The organism is Streptomyces sp. NBC_00316, assembly GCF_036158715.1.
Taxonomy (GTDB): domain Bacteria; phylum Actinomycetota; class Actinomycetes; order Streptomycetales; family Streptomycetaceae; genus Streptomyces.
Genome location: NZ_CP108023.1, coordinates 3,531,694 through 3,551,264, shown reverse-complemented (window position 1 = coordinate 3,551,264; position 19,571 = coordinate 3,531,694). Strand labels below are relative to the sequence as shown.

The 19,571-nt window shown below is 68.2% G+C and carries 19 protein-coding genes; 13 read left to right on the top strand and 6 right to left on the bottom strand.

The window, feature by feature from the left end; genetic code table 11:
* Positions 1 to 4 precede the first annotated feature (4 nt).
* The 10 genes from OG878_RS15615 (at position 5) to OG878_RS15570 (ending at position 8,291) form a co-directional block, all read left to right on the top strand.
* Positions 5 to 943 carry a type II secretion system F family protein gene (locus tag OG878_RS15615; protein ID WP_328887366.1) on the top strand — a complete coding sequence of 313 codons (939 nt, stop codon included), beginning with the start codon at positions 5 to 7 and terminating at the stop codon, positions 941 to 943.
* Positions 944 to 957: 14 nt separating this feature from the next.
* Positions 958 to 1,845 carry a DUF5936 domain-containing protein gene (locus OG878_RS15610; protein WP_328887365.1) on the top strand — a complete coding sequence of 296 codons (888 nt, stop codon included), beginning with the start codon at positions 958 to 960 and terminating at the stop codon, positions 1,843 to 1,845.
* Between the two features lie 52 nt (positions 1,846 to 1,897).
* Entirely contained in the window at positions 1,898 to 3,214 is a 1,317-nt protein-coding gene (locus OG878_RS15605) for a sensor histidine kinase (RefSeq protein WP_328887364.1), read from the top strand.
* Between the two features lie 44 nt (positions 3,215 to 3,258).
* Positions 3,259 to 4,332: a response regulator transcription factor gene (locus OG878_RS15600; RefSeq protein ID WP_328887363.1), complete on the top strand. Its 1,074-nt coding sequence runs from the start codon at positions 3,259 to 3,261 to the stop codon at positions 4,330 to 4,332.
* 252 nt (positions 4,333 to 4,584) lie between these two features.
* Positions 4,585 to 4,821, top strand: coding sequence for a hypothetical protein (locus OG878_RS15595; protein WP_328887362.1), 237 nt, complete (start codon positions 4,585 to 4,587; stop codon positions 4,819 to 4,821).
* Positions 4,821 to 5,432, top strand: a complete 612-nt coding sequence (locus OG878_RS15590; RefSeq protein WP_328887361.1) for a pilus assembly protein TadG-related protein — start codon at positions 4,821 to 4,823, stop codon at positions 5,430 to 5,432. The genes OG878_RS15595 and OG878_RS15590 overlap by 1 nt, the downstream gene beginning before the upstream one ends.
* Before the next feature lie 64 nt (positions 5,433 to 5,496).
* Complete coding sequence (locus tag OG878_RS15585) at positions 5,497 to 6,075, top strand: hypothetical protein (RefSeq protein WP_328887360.1); 579 nt, start codon at positions 5,497 to 5,499, stop codon at positions 6,073 to 6,075.
* Between the two features lie 8 nt (positions 6,076 to 6,083).
* Positions 6,084 to 6,734 (top strand): OmpA family protein, encoded by a 651-nt coding sequence (locus OG878_RS15580; RefSeq protein ID WP_328891255.1) that lies wholly within the window; start codon positions 6,084 to 6,086, stop codon positions 6,732 to 6,734.
* Between the two features lie 452 nt (positions 6,735 to 7,186).
* Positions 7,187 to 7,819 (top strand): DUF2461 family protein, encoded by a 633-nt coding sequence (locus OG878_RS15575; RefSeq protein ID WP_328887359.1) that lies wholly within the window; start codon positions 7,187 to 7,189, stop codon positions 7,817 to 7,819.
* 70 nt (positions 7,820 to 7,889) lie between these two features.
* Positions 7,890 to 8,291, top strand: coding sequence for a hypothetical protein (locus OG878_RS15570; RefSeq protein ID WP_328887358.1), 402 nt, complete (start codon positions 7,890 to 7,892; stop codon positions 8,289 to 8,291).
* Between the two features lie 214 nt (positions 8,292 to 8,505).
* Here the strand turns inward: OG878_RS15570 and OG878_RS15565 are convergent, their stop codons facing one another.
* Positions 8,506 to 10,833 (bottom strand): SpoIIE family protein phosphatase, encoded by a 2,328-nt coding sequence (locus OG878_RS15565; protein ID WP_328887357.1) that lies wholly within the window; start codon positions 10,831 to 10,833, stop codon positions 8,506 to 8,508.
* Between the two features lie 524 nt (positions 10,834 to 11,357).
* Between OG878_RS15565 and OG878_RS15560 the strand changes: the two genes are divergently transcribed.
* A complete protein-coding gene (locus tag OG878_RS15560; protein WP_328887356.1) occupies positions 11,358 to 11,885 on the top strand; it encodes a hypothetical protein in 528 nt (175 codons plus the stop codon).
* 147 nt (positions 11,886 to 12,032) lie between these two features.
* On the opposite strand, the gene OG878_RS15555 is transcribed toward OG878_RS15560, so the two are convergent.
* Both OG878_RS15555 and OG878_RS15550 read right to left on the bottom strand, forming a co-directional pair.
* Positions 12,033 to 12,224, bottom strand: a complete 192-nt coding sequence (locus OG878_RS15555) for a hypothetical protein (RefSeq protein ID WP_328887355.1) — start codon at positions 12,222 to 12,224, stop codon at positions 12,033 to 12,035.
* Between the two features lie 11 nt (positions 12,225 to 12,235).
* On the bottom strand, positions 12,236 to 13,087 hold the full coding sequence (locus OG878_RS15550) for a DUF5753 domain-containing protein (protein WP_328887354.1): 852 nt from the start codon (positions 13,085 to 13,087) through the stop codon (positions 12,236 to 12,238).
* A 313-nt stretch (positions 13,088 to 13,400) separates the two neighbouring features.
* Here OG878_RS15550 and OG878_RS15545 point away from each other — a divergent pair, with 313 nt between their 5' ends.
* Together OG878_RS15545 and OG878_RS15540 are read left to right on the top strand one after the other, a co-directional pair.
* Positions 13,401 to 13,895, top strand: coding sequence for an ATP-binding protein (locus OG878_RS15545; protein ID WP_328887353.1), 495 nt, complete (start codon positions 13,401 to 13,403; stop codon positions 13,893 to 13,895).
* 195 nt (positions 13,896 to 14,090) lie between these two features.
* Entirely contained in the window at positions 14,091 to 15,266 is a 1,176-nt protein-coding gene (locus OG878_RS15540; protein ID WP_328887352.1) for a hypothetical protein, read from the top strand.
* A gap of 194 nt (positions 15,267 to 15,460) precedes the next feature.
* Here OG878_RS15540 and OG878_RS15535 read toward each other — a convergent pair whose 3' ends face one another.
* The 3 genes from OG878_RS15535 to OG878_RS15525 form a co-directional block, all read right to left on the bottom strand.
* Positions 15,461 to 16,048 (bottom strand): AAA family ATPase, encoded by a 588-nt coding sequence (locus OG878_RS15535; protein ID WP_328887351.1) that lies wholly within the window; start codon positions 16,046 to 16,048, stop codon positions 15,461 to 15,463.
* Between the two features lie 1,372 nt (positions 16,049 to 17,420).
* Positions 17,421 to 18,407, bottom strand: a complete 987-nt coding sequence (locus OG878_RS15530) for a magnesium transporter CorA family protein (RefSeq protein ID WP_328887350.1) — start codon at positions 18,405 to 18,407, stop codon at positions 17,421 to 17,423.
* A gap of 182 nt (positions 18,408 to 18,589) precedes the next feature.
* The gene (locus OG878_RS15525) at positions 18,590 to 19,483 is read right to left on the bottom strand and encodes a peptidoglycan recognition protein family protein (RefSeq protein WP_328887349.1); all 894 of its coding nucleotides are present in this window, start codon (positions 19,481 to 19,483) and stop codon (positions 18,590 to 18,592) included.
* Between the last annotated feature and the right edge of the window lie 88 nt (positions 19,484 to 19,571).

The following is a 19,571-nucleotide window of genomic DNA, read 5'->3' as shown; positions in this document are numbered from 1 at the left end:
CGCGATGAACAATCTCCCTCTGCTCACGATCGGCGTCACCCTCGTCTTCGGGGTGACGGGCGTCATGGGCCTGCACGCCTACACCGGCGGGAAGGCCGACCGGGACGCCCTCGTCGAACGGCTTTCGCACACCGGCCAGATACCGGCAGCCGGGCGACAGCGCCGCTTCCAGGGCGTCGACCGCAGGCTGCGCAGGACGGGTCTGGGCCGCAAGCTGGAGCTGAAGCTCGCCGCCACGGGTCTGGAAATCACCCCGGGCGAGTTCTTCGTCTACGCGATCGTCGCCATGGCCGGACTCTGGATGGCGGCCTCGTCGGTCCTCGCCAATTTCTTCGGCCCGGTCGCGGCGCTCATCGGCCTGTGGGGCACCAACGCCTTCCTGAACTGGCAGCGGACCAAGCGCACCGAACGCTTCATCAACCAGCTGCCCGAGCTCTCCCGGATCCTCGCCAATGCCACCCAGGCCGGCCTCGCGCTGCGTACCGCCATCGGTATGGCGGCGGACGAGATGGAGGACCCGGCCGGGGAGGAACTGGCCCGCGTCGCCCGTCGCCTCGCCGTCGGTGAATCGCTCGACGACGCGATGTCCGAACTGACCGACCGGCTGCCGTCCCGTGAGCTCGTCGTCCTGGTGACGACCCTGGTCCTGTCCAACCGGGCTGGCGGTACGGTCGTCAGCTCGCTGCGCAACCTCACGGAGACGCTGGAGGAGCGCAAGGAGACCCGGCGTGAGGTCAAGACACAGCTGTCACAGGTGACCGTCACCGCCTACGCCGTCCCGGTGTTCGGCTTCGGCGCCATGCTCCTGATGAACGCGGTGATGCCCGGTGCACTCGACCGGATGACCGGCGCCCTCATCGGTCAGGTAGCCGTGATCGTCTCCCTCGTCCTGTACGCGATCGGATTCATCGTGATCCGCCGCATGTCCCGTATCGACGTCTGAGGGGAGGAGCGGACATGGACCTGTTGCTCGCGCTCGTGGTCGGTCTCGCGGTGTTCGGAGCGATTGCCGGCATCCGTATGTACCGCGCCGACGCCAAGCTTCCCGGTGACCTCGCCATCGCCCTGGAGGTCGGCGCCACCCGCACCAACGCCATGGGTTCCGGCATCGACCGGCTCGGCATGCGCTGGGCCCCGATGGTGCTGAGGATGATGGGCCCCAAGGCGGTCAACAAGAAGCGCCGCCAGATCGACATGGCGGGCAACCCCGGCGGTCTGACGATCGACCGCTACGCCGCCCGCCGCTTCGTCTACGGCGCCCTCGGCCTGCTCGGGGCGTTCACGATGATCCTGCGCGGCCAGCTCTTCCTCTCCCTGCTCTTGATCGCCTTCGGTCTGTTCTGGGTCGAGGTCGGCATCTGGTCGGCGGTCCGGGTCCGCAAGGACCACATCGAGCGGACGCTCCCCGACTTCCTCGACGTCCTGGCCGTCGTCGTCTCGGCGGGCCTGGGCTTCCGCCAGGCACTGGGGCGCGTCGCCGACAAGTACGAGGGCCCGTGGGCCGACGAACTCCGTATCACCCTGCGCCAGATGGACATGGGCGTCAGCCGGCGCCAGGCCTTCGAGGAACTGCGCAAGCGCAACGACTCTGAGCAGGTCGCGATGTTCGTGACCACACTCCAGCAGGGCGAGGAGCTGGGTGCCCCGATCGTCGACACGCTGATCCAGATCGCCAACGACATGCGGCGCACGGACGCGCAGAACGCCCGCCGGAAAGCGGCCAGGGCCGTCCCGAAGGCCACCTTCGCGGTCACGACCTTTCTGCTCCCGGGAACCCTTGTCCTGCTGACCGTCGGCTTCGTCTACGGAGCCAACGTCGACTTCAGCTTCTTGACGGGCGGATGACCCCGGATGACCAAGATGACGACCACGACGAGCAGAAGGAGGTGACAGGCTCATGTCGTTCCCACTCGGCAGTTCCCAGATCGGACTGACCGCAGAAGTAGGCCAGGCGATGGCCGGCCCCGGGGCGCGCCCGGCGTTCGCGATCCAGCTCAACGCGCTTCAGGCCATGTGCCGTCAGGTCTTCGGCTTCCGGCTCGCGATGATCGCCATGGCCACCCCGTTCGCCATCGGCCGCACGGCGCCGGGCCTGGCCACCTGGCTGATCGGCTCGGCCGTCCTCGTCACCTTCATGGGCTCGTACGTCCTCTTCCGGGACTGGGAACGCTTCGGTCCCGTCCTGCTGCGCCACCCCTGGCTGCTCGGCATAGACGCGGTGTTCGGTGCCCTGCTGCTGGTTACGGCCACACCCGAGTCCACGCTCGCGTACGTCACCGTGTGTACTCCGCTGCTGGCGGGTCTGGTCTACGGCTGGCGCGGTGCGGCCGTCTTCGCCGCGCTCCAGACACTGATCGTCTTCGGCGTGTACGCCACCGATTCGAAGCTGGACGCAAGGGACGCCACCGCGCTCCTCCTCCCCGGTTTCTGCGTGATCGCGGGCGCCGTCGGAGTCACCCTTCGCAATCTCCTTCTCCGGTTCGGCACGGCCAGCCAGGCCCTCACCGAGACCAGGGCCCGGCTGGCCGTCAACGAGGCCGTGGAGGGCGAGCGCACCCGGCTCGCCCGGGAGATGCACGACTCGGTGGCCAAGACCCTGCACGGTCTGGCTCTGGCCGCCGACGGACTGGCCAGTTCGTCCGACCGGATGGACCCGCTCACCGTCAAGCACCAGGCCGAACTGGTCGCCCGCTCCGCCCGCCGGGCAGCGGCGGAATCACGGGAACTGCTCTCCGACCTGCGCCGCGATTCCGGACTCGACGGCGGTGTGGACGTTGTGTCCGAACTCCGCGCCAGGGCAGACGACTTCACTCGCCGCCATGGCCTCACAGCCACCTTCCGGATGCTCAACGAGGCCCCAGTCCCGCTCGTGCCCCAGGTGGTCGCCCGCCAGCTGCTCACCGTCGCCTCCGAAGCGATGGAGAACGCCCATCGCCACGCCCACCCGACCTATCTCATCGTGCTGGCCGGCGTGAAGGGCGATGTCCTGCGCGTCAGCGTGTACGACGACGGGCGCGGCCTGCCCGCGGGCACCACGCTCGACGATCTCAAGCGTGCGGGCCACTTCGGCCTCGTCGGGATGGTCGAACGCGCCGCTTCCATCGGCGCCCGTATCCGCATCGGCAAGGGCAAGGCGGCCAAGGGAACCGAAGTACGGCTGGAACTCCCGACAGCCGCACTCGTCACCGGTCCGTCCGCACAACAACTGAACTGACCCGCTCACCCACACTCCCCAAAGATCCTGAGAGGAGGTCGCAGATGCCGGACGACTTCTCCCGTGCGTCGGGCCAGAACTGGGCCGCACAGCACCACGCCTCCCAGCACACGTCCTCGCACGCCACCCCGCTCAACTCGGAACTCAGCTCCTCCGGGTTCCCCGTTCCCCCGCAACCCGCGGCATCCGAGGTCCTGCCACCCTTCCCGGAGGCCCCTCCCGTGGCGGTTCCCGCCCCGCTGAGGGTCGTCGTCGCCGATGACAACCCGGTCGTCCGGGCCGGCCTGGGGGTGCTGCTCTCCGGCCGTGAGGACATCGAAGTCGTGGCGGAGGCCGCGGACGGCCGCCAGGCCTACGACATGGCCGTACAGCACCGCCCGGACGTCGTCCTGCTCGACGTCCGCATGCCCGGCGTCGACGGCATCTCCGCATTGCCGCACCTGGTGCAGGTTGCACCCGTGATGATGCTGACGTACAGCCGCGAGAGCGAGATCGTGCACGAGGCGCTGCGCCTGGGCGCGGGTGGCTATCTGGTGCACGGGGAGTTCACCGCCGACCAACTCGTGCAGGCCGTACGGGACACCAAGAGCGGTCGGGCCCACTTCACCGCGACCGCGGCGAACGCCCTCCTCGCCCATATGCGTCAGGGCCCCGGCCCGCAGGGCGAACCACTCCCGGAAGGGCTGGGAACCGCGCTGACCAAGGGCGTTGCGTATCAGGGGCCCGGCTACGACGGACAGGTACCGCCATACGGTGCGCCTGCACATCCGGCGGTCCCTGAAATGCCGCGACCTGCGACGCGACCGGCCCAGCCCGTGCAGGGTCTTTCGCAAATGCAACCAGTTGTGGCACAGTCTTCAACAGCTGGGGGGTCGGTTACGCCTCCCAACAGGCAGCAGTACGGGCTGAGTTCAAGGGAGGTGGAAGTCATGGAGCTGATCGCGTCCGGTATGAGTAATCAGCAGATTGCCGCCACCTGCTTCATCAGCGAGAAGACGGTCAAGAACCACATCAACCGCATCTTCACCAAGTTGCACAGCGCAAGCCGCAGTGAGGCGATCGCCCGCTGGCTCGGCACGGCGCCCCCTTCGGGGGCCGGCGCGATGGGGGGCAGGTAGTCATGGCGGAGCGCGGGAATGAGCACTTCGTCATGGGTGTGGGCCCGCGGGCCCAGCATGGGGCCTGGAGGGCCCAACTCTCCCTTTGGGCCCGGGAATGGGCCCTGGGGCCCTCCGGTGAGCAGGGTGTGCCGCCGTATGTTTCTCATGTCGCCAACGGCACCGGCCAGGAGGAAGCCGGTAACGAAGGCGGCACCACAGAGACTTACGCGTCGGCCGTCCCACGGTCGGCCGATATCGGAGGGGTTCACCATGAACAACACCATGCTCAAGACCGCAGTCGCCACCCAGATCGCCGTCCGCGGCTGGCGGAACACGGTCATCTCCCGGATGACCGACCGCGAGCGCTCGAAGGGTCAGACGGCCTTCGAGTACCTGGGCATCATCCTGGTGGTCGTGGCCATCATCGGTGGCATCGCGGCCTCGGGTATCGGCGGGGACATCAAGGACAAGATCAGCGAGCAGATCGACAAGATCAAGGCTGGCTGATGACCGCGAAACCTCGCGGCGATGCAGGGCAGGCCTTCCCCATCTATGTAGTGATGGTGGCGGGCCTGCTCTTCCTCGCGTTCGCCTTCTTTGCTGTCGGCAAGGCATCGGCCACGCGCAACGAAGCCCAGGGCGCAGCAGACGCTGCCGCGCTCGCTGCGGCTCAGGACGCGCGTGACACCCTGGGCCCCCCGTTCGTAGCCGCGCTCATGACGCCGGGCGGGCTCAACGAGTTCCTGCAGGGCTACATGTTCAACCCGGTGTCTCCCTGCGCGCAGGCTCAGCGGTTGGCATCCAGTAACCGCTCCGACATCGCATCGTGCACCCCGGAGTACGGCTACCTGCGGGACAGGATGCATGTCAGCATCCGGACCCGTTACCCGGTCGGCGACACGGTGATCCCCGGCACGGAAACCAAGTACGGCACCGCGGATGCGACTGCAGTCATCGAGTTCCGATGCGGCTACAGGTTCAAGGGTGATCCAGGTGACCCGGTGAACTTCAGGTGCGATGGCCGGGATGGCTTTTCGATCGACCCGACTGACTTCGATCAGGGTGCATGGGCGGCTCTGAGCAAGGCCATCTTCGCCGTCCACTTGGTCGACGACTGACAGCGAACGACGAGTAAAGGAATCAGAACCCATGAGGATTCGGCGCACTGCGAGGACCCGAAGGGTGGTGGCGGCGGTCTCCATGACGGCGGCACTGGCCCTCGCCGTCACTGCTTGCGGCAGCGATGACGGCGGACAGGCGAAGGACACTTCTTCGCCGTCCTCCGCACCTTCCAAGCCCTCCGAAGAGGACAAGGGGGCGCAGCAGGATACTGCCGCCGGGGACAAGGTGGACCCGAACGCTAAGCTCGCCGTTCTTAAGGGAGCGGAGTCAATTGAGTACACCGTCACCTCTGTCGTTCGCGATTCAGGGGGCTTCGTGACGGTCACTGGGCAGATGAAGAACACCGGTACCGACACGTTTAGCCGTGTGAGTAGGTGGCGGGGCAACGAGAAGGAGATCCTGCTCGGATCCGGAGACGCGGTCAGTGGCGGCACACTCGTGGATCAGCAAGGGAAGAAGCGTTACTACGTGCTTCGGGACACTGATGGTCGTTGCCTCTGTACAACAGGGATCTCGAAGATCGAGGCGGGCGAGTCCGTGCCCGTCTTCATGCAGTTCCCGGCTCCACCCGAGGGCACGGACCAGGTCGACCTGTCGATTCCGACCTTCGACTCCGTCGCCATCAAGATCTCTGGGTGAGTGCCGACATGACAGAAACTCACCGGAGCCACGTTCTGGGTCGTCTTACTGTGACCGCCTTCACCGCTGTCGTTGTGCTCGCCGGTGCGAACCTGGCCACGGCTGGTCTCGCGCGAGCGGACGAGACCCCGAGCACTCCGCCGGGCACAGAAGAATCGGCGGCGCCTCCCGTCAAGGTGGACGCCAACGATCCGGACCTCAAGATGCCTGAAGGCGGTACGCTCGCGCCCGAGAAGGTCCTCAACATCAAGTCCGTGGTCGAGGACATGGGTGGTGAGGAGCGGCGCGAGGATACGAACTCCACGGTCAAGTTCGCCCTCCAGGCCGAGGTTCTCTTCGGCAAGGACAGCGCAAAACTGAGCAGCGCGGCCAGTGCCCGCATTTCCGCCATTGCTGATGAGATCAAGAAGCAGAAGGCGACCAAGGTGCGCGTTTTCGGCTTCACTGACGACCTTGGCTCCGCTGCGCACGGTGACGTGCTGTCCAAGCAGCGTGCCGAATCCGTGAACGCCGTTCTTTCCAAGGAGCTCGGTTCGTCCGTCACCTTCGAGATTCGCGGCTACGGCGAGCAATACCCGATTGCTGACAACAGCACGGAGGAAGGCCGGAAGAAGAACCGGCGCGTGGAGGTCTCCTTCCCGCGCGGCAACACTTCCTGACACCGCCCGCACGGGCCCCGTATGCAGGGTCTCAAAACTCGCTGCATAATCTCAGCGAGAACTGCACGGCGGCGGCACTTATGCCGCCGCCGTGAGACTCGCAGGTCGGAGCGTCACCCATTCGGGGGGCGATGACAGTGATCCATCCCGCCCGCGTTCGCTGGCACCGTGGCTGCACAGGAAGTTGCTGTGTGGCTGGGGGTGTGTGGTGGGGGAATTCGCTGCGTCTGTGAGTGTCCGCCCCTGTGGGATCCCAAGTTCGGCTGCACAATCTCACCGCCCGCTTCATATCGACTGCACTCTCCGTGTTCCTCGACGAACTCGCCCACCGCGCACGGCACATCGAACTGACTGGCGAGCCTCGCCGCAACACCTCCCACCGTGTCTGGGGCTACGCCTCCTTGCCCGTCTCACTCTCCGCGCGCGCATCATGGGTGAGCTATTCTGCGCCCATGCGCGGACAGTTCACCGGTTGGCCGGAGCAGGCCATGGACGTGTTGTGGCAGCTCCAGGGCGAACCGACCCACGCGACCCGCGAGCGCTACCGCGCGGACCGCGAACGCCTGGTCCGGCAGCCGATGATCGCCCTGCTCAACGAGGTCGCGGACACCGACCCCCGGTACGAGGACTTCTCCGTCTGGCACTACCGCACCGACTCCTGGTGGTGGCAGCACCAGGGCGCGGTGATCCGGCTCGGCCGCAAGGTCGAGATCGGTCTCCGGTTCTCCCTGGACGGCCTGCGGATCCAGGGCGCCTGGTGGTACCCCGATCCCGGCCAGGTGGACATGTTCCGCAAAGCCGTGGCCTCCGAGGGGAGCGGCCGCGAACTGTCCGCCATCGTCGAGGACGTGCGGAAGAAGGGCTACGACATCTCCGGGGACGTGATGAAACGCCCCCCGCGCGGCTATCCGACAGACCACTCCCGTACGAGCCTGCTGCGCCACCGTTCTCTGATCGCCGCCCGTCTCCTCGGCTGCGAGGAGTGGCTGCATACTCCCGAGGCGGTCGACCGAGTGCTCTCGGCCGCCGCTGACCTGGACGCGCTGCTGATGTGGCTGGTCCGTCACGTGAAGCGGGCCGCCTGACTGACGGACTCAGGGATGAGCCTGGCGAGCACCGCCACGCTGCGAGAACCCGCTGCTAGATTCGTCCGCCATGCGATCACGTGAGTACGACCTCGACTTCCGCGACAGGGCCGGGCGAATACGCGCCTGGGGTATCGGTCTGTTGGCTGTGGCGACGCTCCAGTGGACATGGTGTGCCCTGTTGCTGCTCACGCCATACAAGGTCGATGAGGAGGCCGACGACCGGTACCCCGCGGAGTGCGAGTCACGGTTGTTGACCGAACGTGGTACGGCCAACGACGGTCTGCAAAGGGGGGATTGGTGTCAGAACGAACGAGACTGGCCTGAAGTCCTGGCTGTGCTCGGGCTGTCCGTACCGGTGTCGGTCGTTGGTGTGGCGCTCTTCACGAGCGGCAGTGTGAGTATCCGGATGAGCGCCCACGCCGAGGCGATGCGCGAACTGGACAAGTACGCCGACGCACGAAACGCGTAGCCTCCACGGCATGGCCGGCCGCTGGTTCGGGCGCATCGGAGCTGTGGGCCTGGCATGTCGGAAGCGGCCAGTAGCCTCAGCGCCACGCGCTCCAGGACCAGATGCGCGTTGCCGTGCTGCAGGTTGGCCAGCATCCTGCCTACCGCAGAGCTGGCCCCTTCACCTGCATCCGACAGTGACCGAACGACCGTGCTTGCTCGCTTCATCGGGCCCATCAACGGGGCGAGAGGATCTGTTCGGCCCAGATGGTCTTGCCGTGAGCGCCGTAGCGGGTGCCCCAGTGGTGGGCGAGTTGGGAGACGATGAACAGCCCGCGCCCTCCTTCGTCCGCGACGTGTGCATGCCGCAGATGGGGTGCGGAGTTGCCGGCATCCGTCAGTTCGCAGGTGAGTGTGCGCTCCATGACGAGGCGCAGTTGCATGGGCGGGGCTCCGTAGTGCACTGCGTTGGTGGCCAGTTCACTGGCGATCATCTCCGTGGTGAAGATGGTTTCCTCGTCCAGTTGCCAGTCGGTGAGCCGGCTCCGGGCAAGGGCTCGCGCCTCGCCGGCCGCCGACGCGTCGGGGGTGAGTTTCCAGGTGGCCACGTGGCCGGGGTCGATACCGGAGGTACGGGCCAGAAGAAGCGCGGCGTCGCCCCGTACGGGATCGTCCCCCAGCGCGTAGACGACGTCGTCGCACAGGGACTGCAGGGAGCGGTCGGACCGGCTCAGGACACTACGGAGCGAGCCGGGATCCGTCTCCGCCTCCGGGAGCAGGGTTGCGGTGTAGAAGGCGAGGATGCTGCCCTCGGCGATGTGGAGGCTCACGCACGCCCTGGGTACCTGCTCGGTGCTGCCCAGCAGGGGGCTTGCGGGGACGTCGCAGATGCGGGTCGTGCCGTCCGCGTCGACGGCGATCGGTGCGGGGTGTCCCGCACGGGCGAGGGTGCAGGTGCGGGTGATGGGGTCGTAGACCCCGTAGACGCAGCTTGCCGTCAGTGCCTCGCTGTGCAGCGGATCGGCGGCTGGCAGCGACGCACGTTCCCCGGCAAGGCGGCAGGTGGTGTCGTGCAGTCTGGCGAGGAGTTCGTCGGGCTCCAGGTCGAGTGCGGCGAGCGCGTGGATGGCGGTGCGCAGTTGCCCCATGGTGGTGGCGGCGGAGATTCCCTGTCCGGCCGCGTGGCCGGTGACCAGTGCTGTGCGAGCACCCGGCAGGGCGATGGTGTCGAACCAGCTCGCACCCCGGTCCGCGGGGAGGCGGAGCCACGCTGTGTCGACGGTGGGCTGCGAAACAGGGCATTGGGGCAGGAGCCGGCGCTGGGTCGTGGCGGCGATCGTCCGCTCGCGGGTGAAGCGCCGGGCGTTGTCGATGCACAGCGCGGTGTGGGCGGCCAGTTCGAGAGCGAGGCCGATGTCGTCCTCGCCGTAGGGCTCCGTCTCACCGCGGCGGTACAGGCTCATCAGCCCCAGCACCGTGCCACGGAGCGTCAGTGGCGCCGTGATCAGCGAATGCGCTCCCGTCGCGCGGATGGCCTCGGCCCGTGCCGGGTCCGCCGCCAGCCACGTACTTTCGGCGGCCAGGTCCAGGAGCCGGGGACGCAGGTCGGACAGGGCTCGCCTGAACGGGGTCCCGTACGGAGCGGTGCGCACGTCGCCGAGCGGTTGCACGGGCTCTGCGACACAGCTGCGGAAGGCGGCGCGCCGAAGGGGCACGTCCCGGCTGAGCGGACCGATCGGGGGGTCCTCACCCCGTACCACTTCATCCACCACTTCGACCGCGGCGATGTCGGCGTACGCGGGCACCAGGGCGTCCGCCGCTTCCTGGCACGTGGTGACCACATCGAGGGTCTGGCCGACGCTTTCCCGTACACCGGCGAGGACGGCGGATCGGGCGCGCGCCCGCTCCCGGTCGGTGACATCGACCGTGGAGAGCGCGAGCCCGAGGACCGCGCCTTGGGGGTCCTGGAGCCGGAAAGTGGATACGGAGAACACTCGTACCCGGCCCTGATCGACGGGAAGGTGAGCGTGTACCAAGTAGCCGAGCGACGGCCGGCCCTGCTCCAGGACGCGGCGGAGCATGCTTTCCACGTCCGCAGGGCCCGAGAGCGGGTACGCCTCCGTGACGGGCCGGCCCAGCACGCTGTCGGGCGATACTTCGTACAGGGCGAGTGCGGCCGTGTTGACGCGGACGACCCGGAGGTCCGGGTCGAGGATGTGCAAGCCGTTGGGCGACTGGGTGAACAGGGTCTCGATGAGGCTGGCACCGATGCTGTTCGTGCGGGAGCCCTCAGCGGGCTCCGCCGGCTGTCGTCCGATTTCCCAGGCCACGGCGCCGTCCCTCAGTACCGGCTGCACCCACAGCTCACGCGCTGCGGTGCGGCCCTCCCGGGACCGAAGTCTCAGCTCTCTCCCGCCGTGATCGCCCTCGCCGACCGTGAGGAACCCGGTCGCCGGAAGACCCAGCACGTCGGATGCGGGGAGGCCGAGCAAGCGATCGGCCTCGCGACTCCACTCCGTGATCACCCCCGAACCGTCGATGATCATGAGCGTGTCGCCCCGCACGACCCAAGCACCTCCGTCGGCCGTCGGAGCACTCACCCGTCCTCACAGCGGGTGACCGCCCCAAGTCTTCGGTGATCCCGCAGTCGGAGTGGTGACCCCCGTCCTGAGGAGCACGCGGCGCCGGATCGACGCCCGTTCTCAGTGTGCCGCGATGCGCTCGACGTGGCGACACCGAGCCGTGCGGGGCCACGCCGAGCGCTCGGCTGCGACCGGTGCACGTCATCGGTGTTGTGCGCCGCGTTCACCGCCGCGCATTTCCTGGACGGAGAGCTCGCCGCCGGCCCAGCGCTGTGTCCTCCGGTGCCGCCCAGGGCCTTCCGGATGTGATCCGGTCCTTTCCAGGCCGCCTCGACCGTCGGCACTGACGCATCCCACCGGCCCGTGCGGCCCCGGGTCGACACCCCGGGGAGGGCGGGGGAGCATGAAAAGGCGGGCACCTTCCGGCCTCCGGTCCTGCCGCCAGTATGACGCGACGGCCGGAACGCAGGACGGCGTGCACCGCCCGCTGCGCGGGCCGCCGCGCTGTGCCCGCGGCGATGAGTGGCGACGGCTTTGCGGCCGCCTCTTCGCGCCTCTCCGATGGGAGCACCTTCATGCATCTTCACACTCGACGTGCCGTGGTTTCCTTCTTCGTGTCCTCGCTCGCACTGTCCGGCGCGATCGCCTTCGCGCCGAGCGCCGGCGCGGCACCCACTGCCAGTTGCACGGTCACACCCGCGGCGAACGGGATGTCCGTCACCATCACCGGCGAAGGCTTCACGGCTCCGCGGAACCTCAACGACGGCGAGTCCACAGAGCGCCTGAACGTCGACGCCAACGGAAACTTCCGGCTGACACGCTTCCAGAAGAACGTCGACTACACCGTTCTTGCTGTCAACGAGGACCAGAACTTCGTCTTCGTGAACTGCAAGGTTGCCCAGCCCCCGCCGAGTGGGGTGCCGGGAATACCTCCTCCGGGCTCTCTGCTGCCGGGCTTCGTGCCGCCGGGCGTGCCTCCGGGCCTGCCGGCCCTGCCTCCGGGCTTTGTGCTGCCGGGCATCACCCAGCAGTGACCTCCGGGCAAAGAGAGATGAGGCATGCGGACTGGGCCGGCCCGCGCCTCCTGGAGAGGATCCGGGAGGCGCGGGCCGACGCACCGGGCGGGAAGCGCGGCGGCGGTACCGCCAGAGGCGACCCGGCTGCGGCGTCGGGGTTCGGAGCTACAGCAGGTGGTCGGCCTTGCCGGCCTTGATGTCGCGGATCATCTGCTGAAGCGCCTCGCGGCTGTCGGTGAGGTAACGATCCTCCTGGCCGAGGACTGCGATGAAGCTGTTGCCGCTCGTGTCCGTGCCGAACCTGAAGCAGTTGTTTCCTTCTCCGCAGAAGGGCTCTTCCCAATCGATCTCGGACATGCCGAACTTCCTTAGAGTTGACGTGAGATGGCGTGGATGAAGTCTCGCGATTCCGTATTGGTCAGAGAGGTGCCATCCATCCACTCCAGGTGGGCGCGGTACTTGGTGAGCTGTGCGTCGGCGTGCATGAATTCGGGGCCGTGCGCTGAGTCGAGCTGCACGGTGTCGAGCTGGGGGACGGCACCGTGCGCGTAGAGGAGCGCATGCCCGGCGCCTGGGAATGCCCCGCGGTCGACTGGAATCACCCGGAGGTCGATGTGCTCGTGTTCGGACACGTCGCACAGGTGGCGCAACTGCTCCCGAGCGACCTTCCGACCGCCGAACTGCATGTGCAGGGCGGCTTCGTGGATGTAGCCCACGTACTCGATCGGAGATTCTCGGTCGAGTACCTGTTGTCTCTCCATCCGGTGGGCTACCCGCAACTCGATCTCCAGACGCGACAGTGCGGGCAGTACGGCGCCGAACACTGCCCGGGCGTAACCGTCGGTGTGGAGCAGGCCGGGGAGGTGAACGGTCTGCGCCGTGCGGATGCGAGTTGCGTGCCATTCCAGTTCGGCGATGTCCAGGAGGCCTGGCGGGAGGGTGCCCCGGTACTGCTCCCACCATCCGCGCTCGCGCTGCTCGGCCATCTCTGCGAGCGCGTCGACGTAGCGGTCGTCGGCACGAGCGTAGTTGCAGGCCAGTGTGCGCACGCGTGCCGGAGTGACAGGGCGCACGCCGACCTCCATGTTGGAGATCTTCGTCCGGTCGACGCCCAGCAGAGCGGCTGCGTACGCGGTGGTCGCCTCGGCGGCGAGACGCATTTTCCGTAGCTCGGCGCCGAGCCGCTTCTGACGCTCTGTCGGAGTCGAACTGCTCGGCATGGGCCCCTTCTTCCGCCGATGGTGGGCACAGTCTGCCGGTGGACGGGATGTCCAGTCCAGCGAGTTGGAGGCAATTGCCTCCAACTCTGCGACACATGTATCCCTGCTGCGCTACATTCGGTTACGCACTGCTCACGTTGCGGTCGGCAAGAAGTGCATCGCGCGGTCCTGCCCGCAACCTCCTGCCCTGGGAGCGGCGGGGCCGCGCCAGGGAGACGGGCCACTGCCGAACCCGCAGCGCCAGAGCCACTTGTGCGCACCGACGCGAATGAGGAAGACCGTCAACTCGCCACCCGTACAAGGGGAGTCAGTCATGCCGAAATCTCCGCGTGCCGCGCTCTGTCCGGCAGCCGTCGAGGAGCGCGCGCCCGACCCGTATGCGTATCCGCGCCCCAGGCGCCGCGTCGATCGTGGCCTCGCGCTCAGCCTCACGTTGCCCGGCGACCCGCGCAGCGCGGCCATCGGGCGCAACGCCGTCACGGCCTCGCTGCACGCCTACGGGCTCACCCCGTACGCCTGGCCGGCGGCGTTGGCCGTGGGCGAACTCATCGGCGTCACAAGCGCGATGACTCCTGGTCAAGAGCTGTACGTTTCCGCCCGGCACCGCGACAACGCGCTCCGGCTGGTCGTCTGGGACCGGCATCCACGCCACTCCGAACCGGTTGCCGTCACCGTCTGCGAGGAGCGGCGCCGGAGTGCTCTCTGGCTGCTCGCGGCTGTCGTGCACGACTGGGGCGGGGAGTGGGGCGTCTGCGACGCGCTGCAGCCGCACGAGGGCACCAAGTCCTGGGTTCAGCTGCCCAGGTGACGAGGGCCTTCGCCGGGCTGTCGGCCTGATGGGCGCCGCGCAGGATCGCCGGCTGCCCGGTCGTCCTCGCGTCGGCGCCATCGTCACCTTTGTCATGCCAAGCCCAACGTACAACCGTGATCCGCATGTGATCGGCGCCCCGTAATCTCCACCTGGCCACGGGATTCACGGGATGCGCGATCTAGGCGGGGGCACATGACATACCGGCGCGCGGCGATAGCGGCAGTGGTGGGAGGGCTGCTACTCACGGTGCTTCTGTGGTGGGCGGGGGCGAGCGCGCAGGCACTGCACCTGCCGGGCACCACCGACGTGATCGGCGGCCGGGCCGCTGCCGAGCTCGAACACTGGCTCACCCCCTGGTCGTACGATCCTCCGGCCTCGGTTCAGTTCGGCGCCGGGTCGTCCGGCGGGATCGGGGACACGGCCGGGACCGACGGCAGCCGCTACCTCGCGCTGTACGCAACCGCTCTGCAGATTCGGTTCGGCACGGTCTTCGTCTTCTTCGTCCTCGGCGCGCTGCTCCTGGTTCGCAGACTGCCGCCGGTGCACGGCCGGATGCGGGCCACGTTGCTTGCGGTGTGGGCCTGGGGCCTGGTGGCCGGGACCCTGGCGGTGACCGTCTCCGCGCCGTGGCTGATCGCTGCGCAGGGGCACGGCAGTTACCGCTTCCTGCCCCAGCTGGCGAGTGTGATCTCCTCCGGGCGGCAGACCGTGGCGGTGAGCGCGCTGGCCGCGGCTGCGGGGACGGTGCTCGCGGCGCGGATCATCGCGGGGGGTGCCGGTCCGCTGCCGCAGGCGGTCGTTCCGGCGCGCGCCGCCCGGCTGGCCGCTACCGCCGGGACCGCCGTGGTCGCACTGTCCCTGGTGGTCCTCTCGTACCAGCCGGTCGCCGCCGCCATCCAGACGGTCTCCCTGCACGGCGAGCTGTTCGCCGAGCCCGGCGAACTCCTGCGCCAGTGGCTGCTGCTCGGCGCCTGGGCGAGCCCGGCGGGTGCGACGCTCGGCGACTGGCTCCTGTACCGCGCCGCGGACGTGCTTTTGCTGGCCGTGGTGTGGTGGGCACTGCGGCGGCTGTCCGGACTGTTCACCCGCGCCACTGTCCCGGCGATGGCGGTCGGCGCAGTCTGCGCGACCGTCCTCGGGCTACTGGCGAGCCAGCTGCTGCGGGTGGCGGTGGACGGTGCGGGTTCGGGCCTGCACTGGGGGCTGGTGTACCTGTCCGGGAGTGTGGGGGGCGGCGTCCCGGCCGCCCTGATCTGGGGCCCGGTGGCGGGAGTCGCGGCTGCCGTGACGCTGCGGGTGGCCGTGGACCGCCCGGAAGCCGCCGACGCTGCGGCCTCCGACGTCCAGAACCCCGGCAGCGCCGAGTGATACAGGGCTACGCGCGCCCCTGAGCTGCGGCGACACCGTGGGACCCAGGGGGCCGGCGAGGCTGTGCCCCCGAGCTCCGCGCCGCGGTGGCAACGCCTTCGGCCCAAGCAAGTGATCACCGAGCGCGAAGACCGGACCTCGCCGGAACGGCGGCCGTCCTGGATGTCCGTCGGCCGGGGTCGTGGGTCTCCTTCTTACGCCCGTCCGTCCGGGCCGGCTGCCCCGTCGGGCGCGGGCGCGCGAACAAAGGAGGCGATGTCCGGAAGGCTGGGGCTGTAGCCGTCCAAGGTGTCGACGACCAGGGTGGGGACGTCGAGGGAGATCGGTACGAAGGAATCGAGCGCATGTTCTCCCGCAGCGATCGCGTCGAGGAGTGCCTGATCACCGTGCGCGGCCCTGTGGGCGGTGTGCTGGGCGCGATGGACGATGCGATCGTGGGCGACGGCGGCGGGCGCCGAGCAGCGGACGACGCGGATCTGCGCCAGGTCGGCGAGCGGTTCCAGGCGGGGCCGCCACACCCGGTCCTGGAAGGCGGCCTCGGCCACGAGGGTCACCCTGGCCTGGAGAAGTACCTTGAGCACGTCGAAGAACGCTTCCAGCGTGGGGAGGTTGAGCGGATCGTTGCCCCCGCTTCGGTGGCCGGGGGTGGACATGACCAGGCCCTGCTTGATCTCGTCGCGGATGATCGCGGGGCAGCCGAGTTCCTGAGCGAGGGTGTGGGCGAGGGTCGTCTTCCCCGTCCCGGGGCCACCGCTCACGACGACCAGCGTCGGTGATGTCATGACACGTTCTCGCATTTCAGCATGGATGAGGCACCTGTTCATGGCGTTCGTCGACGGCGAGTGGTGAGAGGCCCGCGCGGGGTGTTCCTGCCGAGCCGGAACACGAGGAATCCGGGCCCGCGGGACAGTTTGGTGTACGGGACGGGATTGTGCTGGGTCATCGCGTGGTCGGGTCGGATGCAGGGTGGCGTTGCGTTACGGACCGGGCTGCCCGCCGCTCCCAAGCCCCCATCCGGCGACGCGGCACGAGACCCGACCAGAGCGCGCGGAGATTGTCGTCCCACCGGTCGGCCTCGGCACATGAGCGCGGGCAGAACCCTCAATCAGGCCGTAAATGCATCTCGGACGGAAATGTGTCGTCCCCGAATCCGCAACCGCACGGGAGGAACCTGACACTGCCACTCCTACGATAAGTGGTCTCTTGTTGCCCGTCAGGCCTCATGCAACGCTTTTTCTTGCACGGACCCACCACAAAGGGGAATCCCATGCAAGGAAAGAAGCGCATTCTCGCCCTGGTCGGCGTCCCTCTGGGTGCGTCACTCGCACTGGGGCCAGGAATCTCCGCCGCGGCGGCCGCTGCAACTCCCAGCAAGGGCGCAGCGTCGGAGGCCGCTTCACTGCCCTCGCTCGTTCCGGCGGCCTCTTGTACGGTTCAAGGACAAGAAGGTCCGTTCGACACCACGTTTATAGGCGTCAACGGCTTTGCGCCTAACACCACCGTCAGCATCGTCAGCGGGAAACGCGTGATCGCCACGGCCACTACGAGTGCCGGCGGGTCCGGCAGCGCGGTGGCGGTAGTCAAAAGCGATGAGGCCGTCACAGCCATAGATGCCGCAAACCAGGTAGGGTGCCTGAATTTGGTCAGGCCGCCCACCACTCCCACCACTCCCACCACTCCCACCGGACCGGGTCCGCAGACTCCGAACCCCGCCGCAGACAGGGAACAGGCGCTCGCAGCAGGCGAGAACGACGGCGACGCGTCGTGCAGGCAGAAGGCCGACCTGTTCAAGAGGAACGCCGACAAGACCGCGACATTCCGGGCGGACTACACCACCGCATTCAACAACGCGGTGGCAGCCTTCCCCGGCTGCTCGGCGGTGCTGGCGCAGCTTCGATCGGGTGTTCCGGCCACAGGGACGGGACAGAATCCGGGACAGGGCCAAGGACGGGGTCAGGGCCGAGGCCAAGGTCAGGGCCAAGGTCAAGGACAAGGCCAAGGTCAAGGCGAGGGGCGTGGACCTCGCTGACCTCAATCTCATACAAAGGGCCCGTCAGTTCGCTGCCGGACCCTTTGTGGTGTGTCCGATGGAATTACCGGGGTCCGGCGGCGAGATGTCCCGGTCGTCGCGCCGCGCCGGGGAGGCAGGCCCGCTCACTGTTCGTCGGGACCGTCGTCGCGCAGTTTCCGCCAGAGGCGTGTGCGGTGCAGTACGTAGAGGGCGATGAACAGCACGATCGCCTGCAACCCCACGGCGAGCAGCCAGAACACGACCTTGCTTTCCAACTCGTCGGTCATGTAAGTGAAGTTCATGCCGAAGAACCCGGTCAGGAATGACAGCGGCAGGAAGATCGTCGACACGATGGCCAGCCGGTTGATCACGCCGTTCTGCTCGCCGGCCACGAGGGACGAGTAACTGCCGAAGGCTCGCCGGGAGGCGTCCTGGAGGGACGCGATGTCCGCGAGCACCGACCTCGCGGCGCGTTGGTACGAGCGGGCGAGCCTCTGCCGCTCCTCCGGAAAAGTGCCGCTCATCATCCTCCGCGTGATGGTCTCGTCCGTCGCCTCCAGGTAGGGCAGGAGCGAGTGGTGCAGGAGGGCGGCGCGCCGTCGCAGACGTGTCAGGCGGAGGACCTGCCGGGGGTGCCGTCGCTGGAACATCTCGTCCTCGAGGTCCTCCACCTCCAGCAGAGCCTGCACGGCGGATCGGCGAAAGGTCCCCAGCGCCTCTTCCAGCAGCAGGAACAGCGTGGCCACGGTGTCGGAGGGCCTTTCGTGCGGCAACCGGGCGATAAGGCTCCCGATCGGTCCGATCGGCCCTCGGTGAGCTGCGACCAGGTACCGCTCGGTCACGAAGGCATGGACATGCGTGATCTCGCCGGCTTCGACGACGGGTACGACGAACCCGGCGCTGTCGCCGAGGAACTCGGCTCGCGCGGATTCGCCCTCCCTGCCGAGCCATGCCAAGTCCTCCGCCTCCAGGCCGAGCTGATGGGCGACCGGCTGTTCGTCGGGCGATGCCTCCACGGGCAGTTCGATGTCCACGAGCAGGAAACGGGACGCCGCGAGGCGCTCGCGTGCCTCCGACACGTGCGTGCGAGCGACGGTCCCCTCCGGCATCGACACCACCGATACGATCATCGTTCCTCATCGTGGATCACCGGCTGCAGCACCTTTCAGCCTGCGCACACTCCGAAGTCCACGCACACGGAGGGACCCGTTCGCACCGCCGGGCGTCCCGAACGGGTGAGGGGTGCGGCGCCGGGGCCTATGCGCCGCCGGAGTCGTTCGTACCGCCATGGAGTCCGCCCGCTCCGGGTGGGCTAACCCGTGGGGTTGCCGTGGCGGTGAAGGGTCTCCCAGGTCAGGGGGGCGCCGACGTCGGGGGGCGCTCCCGCCGACCGGCCCTGGAGATCGGCGGCGATGTCCCGGATCGCGGGGAGCGCGGCGGACAGCGCCTCCCCGGGGCAGTCGGTGGTGTAGGCGTCGCGGTGGCCCGAGATGGCAAAGAAATCGGCCGAAGTGCCCTTGGGGTAACGGCTCTTGTCGTTGGTGGAGGTGAGCCGCACCCTGCCGCGGGGGTCGACACCACGCAGGCCGAGTTTCCAGGCGGCGAGGGCCGCGATCGCGTGTTCCATGGCAGCCGGTACCGGCGCCCCTCGTCCGAAGGTGCCGATTGCCGCGATCCCTGCCGTGCCGCGGTTGAACCCGACGGTGTGGGCGCCGACGACGGGGCGGTCGACACCACCGGCGCGGCCCTCGTAGATGGTGCCGCATTTGTCGACGAGGAAGTTGTAGCCGATGTCTCCCCAGTCCCGGTCACGGGTCTGGCCCGTATAGAGATTGCGCAGGGTGCGCGGGACGTCGGCGCACTCGTAGTCGTTGGGGGTGTCGGTGTGGTGGATGAAGATCGCGGTCACCCCTCCCGCGTAATGGGCACGCGGGTCGCGCTTGGTCTCGTCGGCCTGCCACTGCGCGCGCGACACGATGACGGGCCGATGCGCTGCATGGAGGAATGTCAGCGGCACCGCCCCGAGGACGGGGAGCAGCCACGTGGAATCGGCGGCCGGGTCCGCCACTGTTTCGGCTCGCCGCACCGAAGCAGGCTTCTTCGTCGTCCCGACGATGGTTCCGGCCATTGTCGCCCCGGCAGGTGCCGCCAGGAGGGCCACGGCCAAGGGGACCGTGACCCACAGCGCCATTCGGTACAAACGCACAGGGAGACCTTCTTCGTCGTTCGCCGTGGGGACGGCGGGAGTGCGTACCCCCAACAGCTTTGCGGGAGGAGGTCCGTCGCGCGCGCCG

What these genes read in the sequence shown, in the direction of transcription:
- OG878_RS15615 (WP_328887366.1), top strand. Translation starts at nt 5, where the DNA reads ATGAACAATCTCCCTCTGCTCACGATCGGCGTCACCCTCGTCTTCGGG.
- OG878_RS15550 (WP_328887354.1), bottom strand. Translation starts at nt 13,087, where the DNA reads ATGCCGAGCAGTTCGACTCCGACAGAGCGTCAGAAGCGGCTCGGCGCC.
- OG878_RS15545 (WP_328887353.1), top strand. Translation starts at nt 13,401, where the DNA reads ATGCCGAAATCTCCGCGTGCCGCGCTCTGTCCGGCAGCCGTCGAGGAG.
- OG878_RS15590 (WP_328887361.1), top strand. Translation starts at nt 4,821, where the DNA reads ATGACCGCGAAACCTCGCGGCGATGCAGGGCAGGCCTTCCCCATCTAT.
- OG878_RS15530 (WP_328887350.1), bottom strand. Translation starts at nt 18,407, where the DNA reads ATGATCGTATCGGTGGTGTCGATGCCGGAGGGGACCGTCGCTCGCACG.
- OG878_RS15575 (WP_328887359.1), top strand. Translation starts at nt 7,187, where the DNA reads ATGCGCGGACAGTTCACCGGTTGGCCGGAGCAGGCCATGGACGTGTTG.
- OG878_RS15535 (WP_328887351.1), bottom strand. Translation starts at nt 16,048, where the DNA reads ATGACATCACCGACGCTGGTCGTCGTGAGCGGTGGCCCCGGGACGGGG.
- OG878_RS15595 (WP_328887362.1), top strand. Translation starts at nt 4,585, where the DNA reads ATGAACAACACCATGCTCAAGACCGCAGTCGCCACCCAGATCGCCGTC.
- OG878_RS15580 (WP_328891255.1), top strand. Translation starts at nt 6,084, where the DNA reads ATGACAGAAACTCACCGGAGCCACGTTCTGGGTCGTCTTACTGTGACC.
- OG878_RS15610 (WP_328887365.1), top strand. Translation starts at nt 958, where the DNA reads ATGGACCTGTTGCTCGCGCTCGTGGTCGGTCTCGCGGTGTTCGGAGCG.
- OG878_RS15605 (WP_328887364.1), top strand. Translation starts at nt 1,898, where the DNA reads ATGTCGTTCCCACTCGGCAGTTCCCAGATCGGACTGACCGCAGAAGTA.
- OG878_RS15540 (WP_328887352.1), top strand. Translation starts at nt 14,091, where the DNA reads ATGACATACCGGCGCGCGGCGATAGCGGCAGTGGTGGGAGGGCTGCTA.
- OG878_RS15555 (WP_328887355.1), bottom strand. Translation starts at nt 12,224, where the DNA reads ATGTCCGAGATCGATTGGGAAGAGCCCTTCTGCGGAGAAGGAAACAAC.
- OG878_RS15570 (WP_328887358.1), top strand. Translation starts at nt 7,890, where the DNA reads ATGCGATCACGTGAGTACGACCTCGACTTCCGCGACAGGGCCGGGCGA.
- OG878_RS15600 (WP_328887363.1), top strand. Translation starts at nt 3,259, where the DNA reads ATGCCGGACGACTTCTCCCGTGCGTCGGGCCAGAACTGGGCCGCACAG.